15 protein-coding genes and 1 pseudogene are annotated in these 12,950 nt (G+C 68.2%); 9 read left to right on the top strand and 7 right to left on the bottom strand.

Translation table 11 applies throughout. The annotated features are described in order from the left end of the window. The 3 genes and pseudogenes from NN2_RS37200 to NN2_RS15475 all read right to left on the bottom strand — a co-directional run. Window positions 1-470 (bottom strand): annotated as a pseudogene (locus tag NN2_RS37200) (hypothetical protein); the annotation flags it as partial. Window positions 471-664: 194 nt separating this feature from the next. Further along, the gene (locus NN2_RS15480; protein WP_082857009.1) at window positions 665-2,062 is read right to left on the bottom strand and encodes a sensor histidine kinase; all 1,398 of its coding nucleotides are present in this window, start codon (window positions 2,060-2,062) and stop codon (window positions 665-667) included. Between the two features lie 89 nt (window positions 2,063-2,151). Beyond that, window positions 2,152-2,841: a response regulator transcription factor gene (locus NN2_RS15475; protein WP_030515099.1), complete on the bottom strand. Its 690-nt coding sequence runs from the start codon at window positions 2,839-2,841 to the stop codon at window positions 2,152-2,154. A gap of 368 nt (window positions 2,842-3,209) precedes the next feature. On the opposite strand from NN2_RS15475, the gene NN2_RS15470 reads away from it, so the two are divergent. The 5 genes from NN2_RS15470 to NN2_RS15450 all read left to right on the top strand — a co-directional run bounded on the left by NN2_RS15470 (window position 3,210) and on the right by NN2_RS15450 (window position 8,505). Then, entirely contained in the window at window positions 3,210-6,089 is a 2,880-nt protein-coding gene (locus NN2_RS15470; RefSeq protein ID WP_063910771.1) for a HAMP domain-containing sensor histidine kinase, read from the top strand. Further along, window positions 6,086-6,496 carry a roadblock/LC7 domain-containing protein gene (locus NN2_RS15465; RefSeq protein ID WP_174554973.1) on the top strand — a complete coding sequence of 137 codons (411 nt, stop codon included), beginning with the start codon at window positions 6,086-6,088 and terminating at the stop codon, window positions 6,494-6,496. Before NN2_RS15470 ends, NN2_RS15465 begins: the two co-directional genes overlap by 4 nt. A gap of 8 nt (window positions 6,497-6,504) precedes the next feature. After that, window positions 6,505-6,879, top strand: a complete 375-nt coding sequence (locus tag NN2_RS15460) for a DUF742 domain-containing protein (protein ID WP_030515096.1) — start codon at window positions 6,505-6,507, stop codon at window positions 6,877-6,879. Between the two features lie 151 nt (window positions 6,880-7,030). After that, entirely contained in the window at window positions 7,031-7,654 is a 624-nt protein-coding gene (locus tag NN2_RS15455; protein WP_051755848.1) for a GTP-binding protein, read from the top strand. Between the two features lie 23 nt (window positions 7,655-7,677). Next, window positions 7,678-8,505, top strand: a complete 828-nt coding sequence (locus tag NN2_RS15450) for an MHYT domain-containing protein (protein WP_063014272.1) — start codon at window positions 7,678-7,680, stop codon at window positions 8,503-8,505. A gap of 99 nt (window positions 8,506-8,604) precedes the next feature. Here NN2_RS15450 and NN2_RS15445 read toward each other — a convergent pair whose 3' ends face one another. Further along, complete coding sequence (locus NN2_RS15445; protein WP_063014270.1) at window positions 8,605-9,255, bottom strand: DUF8020 domain-containing protein; 651 nt, start codon at window positions 9,253-9,255, stop codon at window positions 8,605-8,607. 372 nt (window positions 9,256-9,627) lie between these two features. On the opposite strand from NN2_RS15445, the gene NN2_RS15440 reads away from it, so the two are divergent. Then, on the top strand, window positions 9,628-10,062 hold the full coding sequence (locus NN2_RS15440; protein WP_169812412.1) for a hypothetical protein: 435 nt from the start codon (window positions 9,628-9,630) through the stop codon (window positions 10,060-10,062). A 273-nt stretch (window positions 10,063-10,335) separates the two neighbouring features. On the opposite strand, the gene rpmF is transcribed toward NN2_RS15440, so the two are convergent. The 3 genes from rpmF to mrf are packed head-to-tail and all read right to left on the bottom strand — an operon-like array spanning window position 10,336 to window position 12,098. Continuing rightward, entirely contained in the window at window positions 10,336-10,509 is a 174-nt protein-coding gene (gene rpmF / locus NN2_RS15435; protein WP_063014266.1) for a 50S ribosomal protein L32, read from the bottom strand. Between the two features lies 1 nt (window position 10,510). After that, window positions 10,511-10,789, bottom strand: a complete 279-nt coding sequence (locus NN2_RS15430) for a type B 50S ribosomal protein L31 (RefSeq protein ID WP_063014264.1) — start codon at window positions 10,787-10,789, stop codon at window positions 10,511-10,513. 4 nt (window positions 10,790-10,793) lie between these two features. Next, window positions 10,794-12,098 (bottom strand): ribosome hibernation factor-recruiting GTPase MRF, encoded by a 1,305-nt coding sequence (gene mrf, locus NN2_RS15425; protein ID WP_245658713.1) that lies wholly within the window; start codon window positions 12,096-12,098, stop codon window positions 10,794-10,796. 94 nt (window positions 12,099-12,192) lie between these two features. Here mrf and rpmB point away from each other — a divergent pair, with 94 nt between their 5' ends. From rpmB to rpsN, 3 genes are read left to right on the top strand one after another with little or no spacing between them, the layout of a single operon-like run. Further along, window positions 12,193-12,429, top strand: coding sequence for a 50S ribosomal protein L28 (rpmB, locus tag NN2_RS15420; RefSeq protein WP_063014262.1), 237 nt, complete (start codon window positions 12,193-12,195; stop codon window positions 12,427-12,429). Continuing rightward, a complete protein-coding gene (gene rpmG, locus NN2_RS15415; RefSeq protein WP_062964848.1) occupies window positions 12,429-12,596 on the top strand; it encodes a 50S ribosomal protein L33 in 168 nt (55 codons plus the stop codon). The genes rpmB and rpmG overlap by 1 nt, the downstream gene beginning before the upstream one ends. Then, complete coding sequence (gene rpsN / locus NN2_RS15410) at window positions 12,596-12,901, top strand: 30S ribosomal protein S14 (RefSeq protein WP_030515086.1); 306 nt, start codon at window positions 12,596-12,598, stop codon at window positions 12,899-12,901. The genes rpmG and rpsN overlap by 1 nt, the downstream gene beginning before the upstream one ends. The last annotated feature ends 49 nt before the right edge of the window (window positions 12,902-12,950 follow it).

The following is a 12,950-nucleotide window of genomic DNA, read 5'->3' as shown; positions in this document are numbered from 1 at the left end:
ACGGCGCCGGCGAGCAGCCCCGCCCGGCCGCGGCGGCGAGGTGTCCCGGCGTGGGCACCGCTGGGATCGACGCCGGGTGGATACGGTTCGCCCGCGCGATGTTCGCCGGTGGCGGCGTAGGGCGTACCGGAGGGGTACGAGCCGGGCTGCTGATAGCCCTGACCCGAGGCGTGGCCCGGCGCGGCGTACGGGTTGTACGGCGGCATCGGCGCGGTGTGCGCGGGCTGTTCCTGCGGTCCCCCACTCGGACCCGCCGGTCCCGGCGACTGCGCACCGGCTTCGGCACCACCGGCCTGCGACGACGGCCCTGCCCATTGCGACGGTTGTCCCCACCCGCGCGACGCGTTTCCGGCATCGCCCTCCGGCGAAGCGGGCTGCGCCCCACTCGACGGCGACGTCGGCTCGGGCCCTCCCGACTGGGGAGTCGAACCGGTCGGCTCGTCGCGCCTGTCCCTCGAATCCTCGGTCATATTTCTCGTTTCTCCTCGAGTCTGTCGCCCAGCCTGGTGACAGCGACTGAGAGCGGACTGAGACCGTGCTTTCAGTTCTCCGTGACTCCCTGCCGTATCCGGCCGCCGCAGCCGGGTTTCCGCGGGACGGTACGCATGCGTGCCAGTTTATGGGGCCGCCCCACGCGCGCCCATCGATTCCGGATCGCCGCTGATCACTCCCGGCGGTCGGCGGCGGTCGGCGGTTCGCCGGGAAGGACGATGCGCACCAGCGTGCCACCGCGTTCGGAGGTGTCCACGGTGATCGTGCCGCCGTGCTTGGACACCACCTGCTTCACGATGGCCAGCCCCAGTCCGGATCCGGGCATCGATCGCGACGCCGTGGTGCGGTAGAAGCGTTCGAAGACCAGTTCCCGTTCCTCCGGCGGAATGCCCGGCCCGGCATCGTCGATCGCGATTTCCATGAGCCCCGGCCCGGTTTCGCGCATGGTCAGGACGACCTGCGCCTCCGGCGGACTCCACTTCGCCGCGTTGTCGAGCACGTTGAGGATGGCCCGCTCGAGTCCGGCGTCGTGGCCGTAGACGAACCACGGCCGCAGCTGCGCCGAGAATTCGACGTCCACGCGCCGCCGCCGCACCCGTTCCAGCGCGCGCTCGGCGACTTCGCCGAGATCGACCCGCTCGTAGACGGTTTCGGGCGCGTCCTCGCGAGCCAGGTCCACCAGGTCACCGACCAGCGTGGACAACTCCTCGATCTGGGCGATCACATCCGCGCGCAGCCCGGCCATATCCTCCTCGGGAATCGGCGGTGCGTCCGGGCGCGAGGAGGCGATGAGCAGTTCCATATTGGTGCGCAGCGAGGTCAGCGGCGTACGCAATTCGTGTCCGGCGTCGGCGACCAGCCGCCGTTGCCGGTCGCGAGATTCGGCGAGCGCCCGCAACATCAGATTGAAACTCTCGGTGAGCCGCGCCAGTTCGTCGTCACCGGTGACCGGAATCGGCGCCAGATCGTCGGTGCGCGCGACGCGTTCGGTGGCCGCGGTCAATCGGGCGATGGGCCGCAGCCCCGTCCGCCCGACCGTCGCACCGGCGGCCCCGGCGACCAGCACGCCGCAACCGCCGATCGTGAACAGCAGCCACGCGAGCCGGTCGAGTACTTCACGGGTGGGTTCCAGCGACCGCGAAATAACCAGTGTCGCACCGGATTTCGTGCGCCGGGCGAGTACGCGCTGATTGTTCGCGGTCCGCAGCGAGACATCGGCCTTTCCGTGCGCCACCGCCATCTCGGCCGGGCCGATCGGCGGATCCATCGGTTGCGGCGGGGCATAGGGCACATCGACGTCGGGATAGATCAGCGCGATGCCGATATCGTTGGAGTACAGGCTGCTGAACATGATGATCGCCTGGAAGCCCTGCAGGTCGATGTTGTTCTTGACCATCACCTCCGAGCGGCTGCGCAACTGACTGTCCACATCGGCGTACAGGGCGCGGGCGACCAGTGCGTAGGCGGCGATCGAGGTCACCGCGACGGCGATCGCCACCACCGAGGCGGCCAGCAGGGTCACCCGCCAGCGCAGCGACACCGAGCGGGTCAGCGGCATCGGCGGGCGCATCTCGTGCGGATCGGGGCGCGGCCCCAGCCGAGCCACACGATCGGGGCGGCCGCCGTGCCCAGGATGAGCTCTTGCCACGACGACCCGGCCTACGGAGGAGTCTCGCGCAGCACGTAACCCACCCCGCGCACGGTGTGGATCAATCGCGGCTCCCCCTCGGCCTCGGTTTTGCGGCGCAGATAGCCGATATAGACCTCGAGCGCATTACCGGAGGTCGGAAAGTCGTAGCCCCAGACCTCTTCCAGAATGCGGCTGCGCGTCAGCACCCGGCGCGGATTCGCCATCAGCATTTCCAGCAGCGAGAATTCGGTGCGGGTCAGGCTGATGGCGCGCTCCCCGCGCGATACCTCGCGCGTCACCGGGTCCAGGGACAGATCCGCGAAACGCATCGTCTCCGAGGAATCGGTGGCCGCGTCGGGGGCGGTGCGGCGCAACAGCGCGCGCAAACGCGCCAGCAATTCCTCCAGCGCGAACGGTTTGGGCAGATAGTCGTCGGCGCCGGCGTCGAGGCCGGCCACTCGCTCCGATACCGAATCCCGGGCGGTCAGCACGAGAATCGGCAGATCGTCACCGGTGCTGCGCAGGCGGCGGCATACCTCCAGGCCGTCCAGCCGCGGCATCATCACATCGAGCACCAATGCGTCGGGCCGGGACGCGCTGACCTTCTCCAAGGCGTCGACGCCGTCGACCGCCAGCTCGACGGAATATCCATTGAAGGTGAGCGACCGGCGCAGCGACTCGCGCACCGCGCGATCATCGTCGACTACCAGAATGCGCATGGCCTCCAGTTTGACCGGATCGACTGAGAGCCGACTGAGAACCGACCATTCGACACGCCGCGCATCCACAACAGGTGACCTGCGGAATCATCGAAAATAGTTCCGAGAAGTATCTGTTGCACACGAAAGTTGTTGCGCCGAGCCGTTTTAGACCGTTGTCGCCGGACCCCTCCAAATTGCCGCGAACGTGTTCTCGCGGTATGTTGCCTGCGGTAAAAGTAAACCTCTAGTTGGTTCTCAACCCGTTGGACCCGAACGGCCAGACGCGGGCGGCGGCCGGAACCCGGGGCACGTGCGCGAGCGGAGGCGACGGAAGCGGGATGGGCACTGCACCGCGGCCATGGCAGAGGAGTCTGTCCAATCTGTCCGTGACTAGCAAGGTCGGCATCGTGCTACTGCTGCCGGTCGTGCTGGCATCGGCATTCGCCGTTCTTCGAATCAAGGACGAACTCGGCACCATCTCACAGCTGAACACGGCCAGTGAGCAGGCGCGGATCATTCGGCCGACCCTCGACTTCGGTTCGGCGGCCAACAATCTCGCCGTGACCCTCGGCAACGGCGAACACGTTCCGCAGTCGGCGCTGGACCAGGCCGCGGCCCGGTTCGACCAGGCCGCGGCGGATCTGCAGACGGCGCTGCAGAATTCGGCGACCGACAAGCGGGTCGCCACCGAACTCACCGAGGCGCTGGCGGCCGGGCGCACGTTGCGCAACAGCCTGCACGGCGGCGCGCCGCAGGAGGTCGTCAAACAGGCGAGCGAGGTGAACGGCCACGTCAGCAACGCCGTCTCGTCCCTGGCGACGCCGAAGGAGACGACCCTCGAGCGCTATTACGTGCAGATGGGTGTCATCGCCATCGCCCGCCAGATGTTCACGCAGCAGCAGCTGGCCCTCGAGAGCGGTGAGATCGGCAACAACCCGGCCGTGCTGGCCCAGGTCCTGACCGCCACCGGCGCCGAACTCACCATGATCAACCAGTACGCGGTCGTGCAGCCGGAATCGGCGCTGAAGCCGGATGTGCTGCTGGGCGCGCTGCAGACGCGTATCGCGGCGATGAGTCAGAACGCGGTCGAGCCGATCAACGTGCCCGGTGTCGTGCAGTCGATGCAGACCAGTACCGACACCTACAACGAGGCCACCAACCATCTGGTCGACCTGATCGACTCCGGACTGTCGGACCGCTCGGTCGACGCGCGCGGCACGGTCCTGCGCGATGTGGCGCTGGTGGTCGTGACCCTGCTGGCCGGTCTGGCCCTGGCGCTGGCGGTCGCCCGCTCGCTGGTCGTCCCGATTCGCCGCCTGCGCCGCGATTCGCTGCAGGTCGCGCATACCGACCTGCCCGCCGAGCTCGCGGTCGTGCGCGGCGGCGGCGCGACTCCGGAGATCGTCCCGGTCGACGTGCAGACCACCGAGGAGATCGGTCAGCTGGCCCGAGCGGTCGACGACATGCACCGCCAGGCGCTGTTCCTCGCCGCCGAACAGGCCCGCCTGCGCCTGCAGATCAGCAACATGTTCGAAACGCTCTCGCGGCGTAGCCAATCGCTGGTCGAACAGCAGCTGTCGCTGATCGAGGATCTGGAACGCGACGAGGACGACTCCGATCGGCTGCAGAGCCTGTTCCGCCTCGACCACCTCGCCACCCGCATGCGCCGAAACGGCGACAACCTGCTGGTGCTCGCCGGTACCGCGTTGCGCCGCGGCCATCTGCCGCCGGTACCGCTGTCGGACATGCTGTGGAGTGCGGTCTCCCAGGTCGAGGACTATCAGCGCGTCGAAATCGGTTCGGTGCCCGACGGTATCGTCGCCGGTGAGCCCGCCGTCGACATCGAGCATCTGCTGGCCGAGCTGATCGACAACTCGCTGCGCTACTCGCCGCCGAACACGCCGGTGGCGGTCTCGGTGTCGCGCGCGGTGGACGGCGGATATCTGATCGAGATCACCGACCGCGGCCTCGGCATGTCCGCCGAGGATATGCGCGCGATCAACGAGCGCCTGGCCTCCGGTGGTGAGGTCACCATCGAAACCGCGCGCCGCATGGGTCTTTTCGTGGTCGGACGGCTGGCGGCACGGCACACCATCACGGTCGGCCTGCGCCGCACCTCCACGATGGCACAGCAGCCGGGCATCACGGCCAGCGTGCATCTACCGGGTGCGCTGGTCTCGCCCGCGGAGGCCGTGGTCCCGCCGGCCATCTCGACCTTCACCACGCCGATCGCGGACTTCCCCTCCCCGGTCACCGAGTTCCCCGCTCCGGGCCGCACTCTCACCGCGGTGCCGAATCCGCCGGACCGGTTCGGGGACAGTTCGGAGCCGGCCCGATTCACCAGCGCCGGACTGCCGCAGCGACGCCCGGCCGGTCAGTCGGACTCCGAAACCGCGGCCCCGGTCACCCGGCTCACCCCGCTGCCCGATGTCGCGGAGACCGACAACCGAGCGGCGGAACCCGTCGACGACGGCGTACTGCGCGGTGCCGAGACCGGACGTGAGGACGTTTTCCACGACGACCGCGCCGAGGAGCCTCCCCGCGACGAGCGCGCCGAGGCCGAGGAGCCCGAAACCGCGGGCCGCGGCGAAAGTTTCGCTCCGGCCTCCGATCCGTGGAACCCGGTGACCGACCGCGACCTGGAACAGATCGCGCCGCCCCGGCGTCCCGCCCCGGCCGATCCGCGGCCGCAGCCGCAGCCGCAGCCCATCGATATCTGGGCCGAAACGGCGATCATGGCCCCGGCGCAGCGCGCTCCGGACCGCGAACCGGCGCCGCTGTCCCGCCACGGCGCGACCCTCGCGCCACCCCGGCCCGACGCCTACCAGCACGATGCCCACCAGCAGGATGCTCAGGCGCCGGCCAAACCGGAATCCCCCACGCCGATCTATCAGCGCATGGTGTCGGAATGGCTGGTCGAACCGTCCTCGAACGCGCCGACCGGCGCCTGGTCGTCTCCCGCCGACGAGGGCTGGGCGGCGGCAGCGGACGCCAGCAGCCCGACCGCGACCACCCGTACCTCGGGTGGCCTGCCCATCCGCCGGCCCGGTGCGCAGCTGGTGCCCGGCGGACTGACGCAGGAGGATGTCGTCGAGGCTCGGGATCCGGAGGAAATCCGCAACAACTTGTCCAGGCATTTGAGCGGCGTCCGCAGCGGCCGCGTCAGCGTCCGAGACAACACGGCCCAGTACGACCCGGCCGATACGGCCGGCTACGACCCGGCCGGGCGGAACAACGCTCAGCAGAACGACGGAGGCTTTGCATGACCGACACTGCGCAGAACACCACAGACGAGAATATGAACTGGCTCGTCACCCGCTTCACCAGAGAGGTGCCTGGAGTCTCGCACGCGGTGCTCGTGTCGGCCGACGGCCTGCTCCAGGCGACCAGCCCGCATCTCCCGTCCGATCGCGCCGAACAGCTCTCCGCGGTGACCGCCGGTCTGGCGAGTCTGTCGGCGGGGGCGGCGCAATTGTTCAACGGCGGCAAGGTGATGCAGTCGATCGTCGACATGCAGCGCGGCTACCTGCTGGTGATGAGCGTCGGCAACGGCTCGCACCTGGCGGTGCTGGCCAACAAGCAGCACGACATCGGCCGCATCGGTTACGAGATGGCCCTGCTCGTCGATCGAGTCGGATCGGTCGTGCAAGCCACGGCCCGTTCGGCGGTCTGACGATTGCGATGTCCAGCTCGTTCGGAGCCGGGTCCGGCCGGCCAACCACACGCGTCCGTCCTTATGCGCTGACCGCTGGGCGCACCGAGCCCGCGGTCGAACTGCCCCTCGAGGCCGTCGTGGAAACACTGCCCTACGCCAATCAATTCGATTGGCCCGCAGGCGATATTCGAACAGATATTCTGCGTCTGGGCGCGGGTCGGCTCTCGGTCGCCGAAATCGCCGCCCATCTGCAACGTCCCCTGGGCATGATCCGGGTGGTGATCGGCGACCTCGTGGTGGCCGGAACCCTCCGGGTGCACACCACGCTCAGCGAGGACGCCAGTTTCGACGAGCGGCGATCCCTGATGGAGAGGACCCTGCGTGGACTCCGTGCCCTTTGACACCACGGCACCGCCCCAGAACGCCGCGGCGCCCTCGACTGCCGAGCGTTATCCGCCGCTACCGCAGACGAATTCTTCGCAGATCGCTCAGCCCGGAGCCAATTCCCCCGGCTCACACCCACAACCGCCGCTTCCATACCAGAATCCCCCCATGCACTTTCAGAACTCGACGGCTCCGACGCCGCCCCACCCGGAGCTCGACAGCCGCACCGCCTCGACCAAGATCGTGGTCGCGGGCGGGTTCGGCGCCGGGAAGACCACCTTCGTCGGTGCGGTCTCGGAGATCGTGCCGCTGCGCACCGAGGCCATGGTGACCGGCGTATCCGACGGTATCGACGACCTGTCCGCCACCCCGGGCAAGGAAACCACCACGGTGGCCATGGATTTCGGCCGCATCATCTTGCCCGGCAATCTGACGCTGTACCTGTTCGGCACGCCCGGACAGCGCCGATTCTGGTTCATGTGGGACGACCTGATCCGCGGTGCGATCGGCGCCGTCGTGCTGGTCGACACGCGCCGGATCGAGGACAGCTTCGCCGCGGTCGACTTCTTCGAGGCGCGCGGGCTCCCGTTCCTGGTGGCCGTCAACAGATTTCCGAGCGCACCGCGTTTCCCGGTCGCCGAACTGCGTGAGGCGCTGTCGATCCGCGAGGGTGTGCCGGTGGTCGACATCGACGCCCGTGACGCCGGGGAGGTGCGGCGGGCGCTCGCCGCGGTCACCGAATACGCGATTCAGCGGTTGACCGCCACCCACGCGACGGTGGGACAGAGCTGAGCGGTGCGAGCGGAGGGGAAGCGATGAACTACTTCACCATGGGGTACTGGGTGCTGGGCCTGGCACTCGGGGTTTCCGCGGCCGGCGCGGTCGTAGGACTGGCGTGTGTTCGCCAGTCGACGCTCTCGGTCACCGCGCGGTTCCGGATGGTGTGGCTCACCGCGGCGGCAGTGTCCATCGGCGGCGTCGGCACCTGGCTGGCGGTCTACGTCACCATGCTCGGCATCGGGGTGTCGACCGGTGAGATCCGTTACGACATCACCCGGATGGTCGTAGCGACGGTCGTCGCGGTGGCGGGGGTCCTGGCGGGACTGGTGATCACGGGCAAGGTGAGCACGATCGTGCGGGTGATCACCGGCGGCGTGGTGATGGGCCTCGGCATCGGGATCATGCATCTGCTCGCCATGGGCGCGATCCGAGTGCAGGGATCGGTCGATGTGAACATCTGGATGTCGCTGGCGGCGGGAGCGCTGGCCATCGTGGCCTCGATCGGTTTGCTCTGGGCCACCACGCGTTTCGCCGCGATGCTACCCCTGGCCGGTGCGGCCGTGCTGTACGCGGTGGCGGTCACCGCTGTGCACTACCTCGGTCAGGCCGGGGTACACGTCCATCTCGACACCGCGGTCGGCCAACCCGGCGGCGACGATCTGTTCACCCTCTTCGTCCCGGTCTTCGTGGTGGGCACGCTGTCGCTCGCGGTACCGATCACCGCGGTCCTGGTCGCACCCGACCGCACCGGCACCACCCGCTCGCGGCAACTGGCTCAGGCGGCGAATTCCACTGCCGGGCAGACCGCGTCGCCGGCCGCCAAGGCGCGGCCCGCGGGACGGACGCCGCAACCGGTGGGCTGAACCCCTCCGCGCCGGCCGGCCGGACGGGGCCGAGCCGCACACAGACGAGAATCGGGGCGGGCCGTAGGGCCCGCCCCGATTGCGTTGCGCTGTCCGAGATTACGATTCGGCGGGCGCGTTGATCCGGTTGAAGTACTCGATCGCGACCAGCACGCCGGAGATACCGCCGACGCCGACCAGACCGGCCGCGGCACCCAGCGGGGCGCCCAGGGCGGCACCGGTCAGGCAGCCGCCGATCCAGCCCGGAACGACCAGGAACGGGGTGCCGAGGACAGCGCCGAGCACGCAGCCGCCGGCCAGGCCGATCGCGGTGCCGACGAGGGTGCCGATGCTGGTGGCGATACCGAGCTCGTTGATCGCGCTCTGGTTGGCCGCGTCGAGATCCGAACGGCTGGCCACGTCGTGCAGCATCTGCGCCGGGTGGGCGGCAGCGCGGTCGGTGCTCGGGACCAGCGTGGCCTGATTGCCGTCGATCTGCGCGGCGATCGGGTACTCCAGACCGTCGTGCTGATAGCTCAGCGGAAATCCGGCTACTACCTTGCCCTGGTTGTCGCGAACCTGGAACTCGTTGCCTTCGGTCGTCAGCGATCCGGCGTCGGTCTTCACCACGACGGATTTGTCGACAACGTTTGCCGTGTAATGAATATCGGGGTTGGCGGCCGGAGCGGGGGCTGCGAATGCGGTGCCTGTGGAGATCCCAAGAGCAGCGATGACCAGAGCCGATGTTGCGGCGAACTTCCTGAGCTTCATTCCCTCATACACTTTCTTCAGCAGTTTGCGGCGCCGATACCCTGGCGCCTGAGCTCGAAATCGAAACCCTTAGACAGGCTGTCGTGACCCCATTACGAACACGTAACAAAGGCCGTTAATAAGCCGCCAAGAAGATGCCAGGAATGTTAAGAAGCTGAAAATTCGGACATTTTCGGGCCGATGAGCACCAGTTGGCAAATGTGCAGCCGCCCGCGAACCGGCCTCTTCCACCTCCGAATCGCGGTGGCGTCCGCACCCCTCACGGCCACGCCGGAACCGTCGCCCCACGGCATGGGCGCCCCGGTCTCGATGCACGGGAGGGGCTCCGCGAATTACAGTGTGGAGCAGGCAATTCGGCCCGCCGCGGAAGCGATGAGAGAGGTACCGGATGTGACTCCGGAGCAGGAAGCGATGTTGCGCGATGTACAGGTTCAGCTGCGTGGCCCCGGTTTGGCGGGCTGGCCCCAGCTGGGCGACGACGATGGCACGGACGGCGGCGCCATTTCGGAGCGGACGGTCGTCGAGGCGCTGGGTGCCGCGCTACGGCAGATCGGCGAGCTGCGCACCGAGATCGCCGACCTGGAGACGACCGTGCTGGAACTGACCGGACAGACGCCGCCGCCGGCCGAATTGCCGTGGCCGCTGTCGCTGGTGGCCGCCCTGCTGGAGAATCCGGCGGCGGTAATCGGCGAGCAGATCGCGCGCTGGGAGTCACTGCTCGACGCGCTGCGACCGAAGCCGGACGAGGCTCCACAGCCCGGGCAACGAGCCCTCGAAGCGCCGCCCTCTTTCGAACGACAGGGGTGAAAGGCCCCGAAAGTGGCGATGAGCGGGTTCTCCTGTCACCAGGAGAACCCGCCCTCAGCCACGAGGGTACCGGCATCGGCCTCGGAAGGCAGCGTTTCCACCGGACTTTTTCCGACGCCAAAAACCAACCAGCAGTTGCCGATTCACGTTCCAGCTACCACATCGCAAGCCCAGCGGCGACGATATCCCCGCTGACTCCGGTTTGTTCGATAACCAAGTGATCGCTCGATTCAGGCAAATGATACAAACCATCGACTGATCGAAACGTGTGTCCTACAGCCGCTTCGGGTCGACCAGCCCACGCCGGACGGCCGCGACCAACCGGCGCGGGACCTTGTGGACGACACCCCCGACACTCACCGGCACCAGGTCGGGAGCAGTCGCCTTCCAATTCGAACGCCGGCTGTGGGTATTGGCGCGCGACAGGCGTCGCTTCGGGACCGCCATATCAGTTCTCCCCGCGCACCGAGTCGGGACGCGGTGTGCGCCTGCCGTATTTGCGTTCGAATTTCTCCACCCGGCCCTGGGTGTCGAGGACGCGGTGCGCGCCGGTCCAGAACGGGTGGGAATCCGCGGTGACATCGACGGTGATCAGCGGATAGCTGTTGCCGTCGGACCATTCGACGGTGCGGACGCTCGTCGCCGTCGAACGAGTGAGGAAGCGTGTGCCGGTGCTCACATCCTCGAAGACCACCGGGTGGTACTCCGGGTGAATCCCTGATTTCATCGCCCTACCTTTCATTCGGCCGGGAATCGACACCGCGGCCGCTCGAGTTGTCGGATTGTGTTGTCTCGCAAGGGTCCTCGTGGAATTCGCCGAACGGATCGGCCCAGTGCGCGACCAGATCCGGCGCATTGCGCAGCAGGATCATCTCGCCCTCGTCGAGCAAGGCCCAGTGCAGCGCGGTACGGATCTCGTCCGCATCGGCGCCGCAGGTGAGGATCACCAGCGAGATGTCACGGTCCCCGAAATCCTCGTCCCAGCGCAGTGCCGCCAGCGCGCGCCGATCGGGGTCGACACACGCCAGTTCCGCGGGACTCATCGCCGCGAGCCACCGTCCCGCGTCGCCGACCCGCAATCCGCCACCGGCGGATTCCAGCCACACCACACGCTCGGGCTGAGTCGCCAGCCATATCCGCCCGCGCGCGGTGATCACACCCTCGAAGAGCATATCCAGCGCTTCGTGCAGGCGGCTCGGATGAAATGGGCGAGCGGTGGCGAATTCGATCAACGCCACACCGTGTTCCTCCACCAGCGGCGGCCGGCCACGCAACAGCGGCGCATGTGCGTCGAAGACGCGGCCGCGCCGGGAATCGGCGGGAATGCGGTCGAGTAGCATCTCGATGCGCGCCGCGGCGATGTCGCGCCCGTCACCGGCCCAGATCGACGGAGCCCGGGGCACCAGCCGATCCACGACCGCCCGCACCACGTCGCGCTCCGCGTCGCTCACCTGATCGGCCGCGAAAACCACCAGCGCATCGGCGAATTCGACCTGTCCGACGGCGAGCTGCGCCACGGTTCGATCGTCGTCCCCAGGCCCTCCCGCCCGTTCGTCGACGGTCTCGTCACTCAGCGCGTCCGCCGGCCAGCTGCGCGCATCGAGGCCGGTGACCACCGCCTCGATCCGCACATCGCGACCGGCAGGGCCGTCCACGCGGCCCACCAGGCCGACCACGGGTACGGTGTCGATCGCGTGGCATACGGCTTCCGCCTCGAAGGCCGGGTCGAGCGCGATCACGATGCGGCGCACCGAATCCCGGGCCGCCAACCGGCACAGCAGCGGCAGCAGATCGGCGCGCAGGGTGCAGGAGACGCAGCCGTGCGCGAGTTCGTGCACGCTCGCGGTCTCCCGGCCGTCGAGGCGCACCCGGCGACGCACCACGCCTTCCCGCAGCGAACTCAGATCGTGTCGCACGACGACCGTGCCGGGCGCCGCGCCCAGCAGTTGTGCGATGTGGTCCATGCCGTCCGCGACCGGCCCCTGGAAGCCCGCCAGCAGCACGACGGGCGTGCGGCGGTCGGGATGTGACAGCACCGGAACCCCTTTCGATAACGATTTTCATTTGCTACAGCCTCACGGTACAGTCTGCAGCGACCGTTGTCGAAAATCATTTTCAGAAAGGAGCCCCATGTCGGCCCACTGCCAGGTCACCGGCCGCAAGCCGGGCTTCGGTAAGTCCGTCTCGCACTCCCACGTTCGGACCAACCGGCGCTGGGATCCGAACATCCAGCGCAAGACCTACTTCCTGCCCAGCGAGGGCCGCCGCATCACGTTGCGGGTCTCGGCCAAGGGCATCAAGACCATCGACCGCGACGGGATCGAAGCGGTCGTGGCCCGGATCCGGGGTCGCGGGGAAAAGGTCTGATGGCGCGCAGCAACGAGATCCGTCCCATCGTGAAACTGCGGTCGACGGCCGGTACCGGGTACACCTACGTCACCCGCAAGAACCGCCGCAACGACCCCGACCGCATGGTGCTGCGCAAATACGATCCGCTGCTGCGCCGGCACGTCGAATTCCGCGAGGAGCGGTGATGGCGAAGAAATCCAAGATCGCGCGCAACGAGCAACGCCGCGACATCGTGGCCCGCTACGCCGAACGCCGCGCCGAGCTCAAGGAGCTGATCCGCGATCCGGCCACCGACGACGATCGCCGGGCCGCAGCGCAGCTCGCGCTGCAGCGGCTGCCGCGCGACGCCAGTCCGGTACGATTGCGCAATCGGGACGCCACCGATGGCCGCCCCCGCGGTCATCTCCGCAAGTTCGGACTATCCCGGGTACGTGTGCGCGAGCTGGCCCACCGGGGGGAGCTGCCCGGTGTACACAAATCGAGTTGGTAGACCATCGCAGATCTCGTCGGAAGGAACCGGCAGGAGCGGTCGGGGCGCC

Source organism: Nocardia nova NBRC 15556, from assembly GCF_001613005.1.
Taxonomy (GTDB): Bacteria; Actinomycetota; Actinomycetes; order Mycobacteriales; family Mycobacteriaceae; genus Nocardia; species Nocardia nova.
This window is presented reverse-complemented; position numbering and strand designations above follow the sequence as displayed.

Coding starts and splice junctions, on each gene's coding strand:
- NN2_RS15480 (WP_082857009.1), bottom strand. CDS start 2,062: ATGCGCCCGCCGATGCCGCTGACCCGCTCGGTGTCGCTGCGCTGGCGG.
- NN2_RS15475 (WP_030515099.1), bottom strand. CDS start 2,841: ATGCGCATTCTGGTAGTCGACGATGATCGCGCGGTGCGCGAGTCGCTG.
- NN2_RS15465 (WP_174554973.1), top strand. CDS start 6,086: ATGACCGACACTGCGCAGAACACCACAGACGAGAATATGAACTGGCTC.
- NN2_RS15460 (WP_030515096.1), top strand. CDS start 6,505: ATGTCCAGCTCGTTCGGAGCCGGGTCCGGCCGGCCAACCACACGCGTC.
- NN2_RS15455 (WP_051755848.1), top strand. CDS start 7,031: ATGCACTTTCAGAACTCGACGGCTCCGACGCCGCCCCACCCGGAGCTC.
- NN2_RS15450 (WP_063014272.1), top strand. CDS start 7,678: ATGAACTACTTCACCATGGGGTACTGGGTGCTGGGCCTGGCACTCGGG.
- NN2_RS15445 (WP_063014270.1), bottom strand. CDS start 9,255: ATGAAGCTCAGGAAGTTCGCCGCAACATCGGCTCTGGTCATCGCTGCT.
- NN2_RS15440 (WP_169812412.1), top strand. CDS start 9,628: ATGAGAGAGGTACCGGATGTGACTCCGGAGCAGGAAGCGATGTTGCGC.
- rpmF (WP_063014266.1), bottom strand. CDS start 10,509: ATGGCGGTCCCGAAGCGACGCCTGTCGCGCGCCAATACCCACAGCCGG.
- NN2_RS15430 (WP_063014264.1), bottom strand. CDS start 10,789: ATGAAATCAGGGATTCACCCGGAGTACCACCCGGTGGTCTTCGAGGAT.
- rpmB (WP_063014262.1), top strand. CDS start 12,193: ATGTCGGCCCACTGCCAGGTCACCGGCCGCAAGCCGGGCTTCGGTAAG.
- rpmG (WP_062964848.1), top strand. CDS start 12,429: ATGGCGCGCAGCAACGAGATCCGTCCCATCGTGAAACTGCGGTCGACG.
- rpsN (WP_030515086.1), top strand. CDS start 12,596: ATGGCGAAGAAATCCAAGATCGCGCGCAACGAGCAACGCCGCGACATC.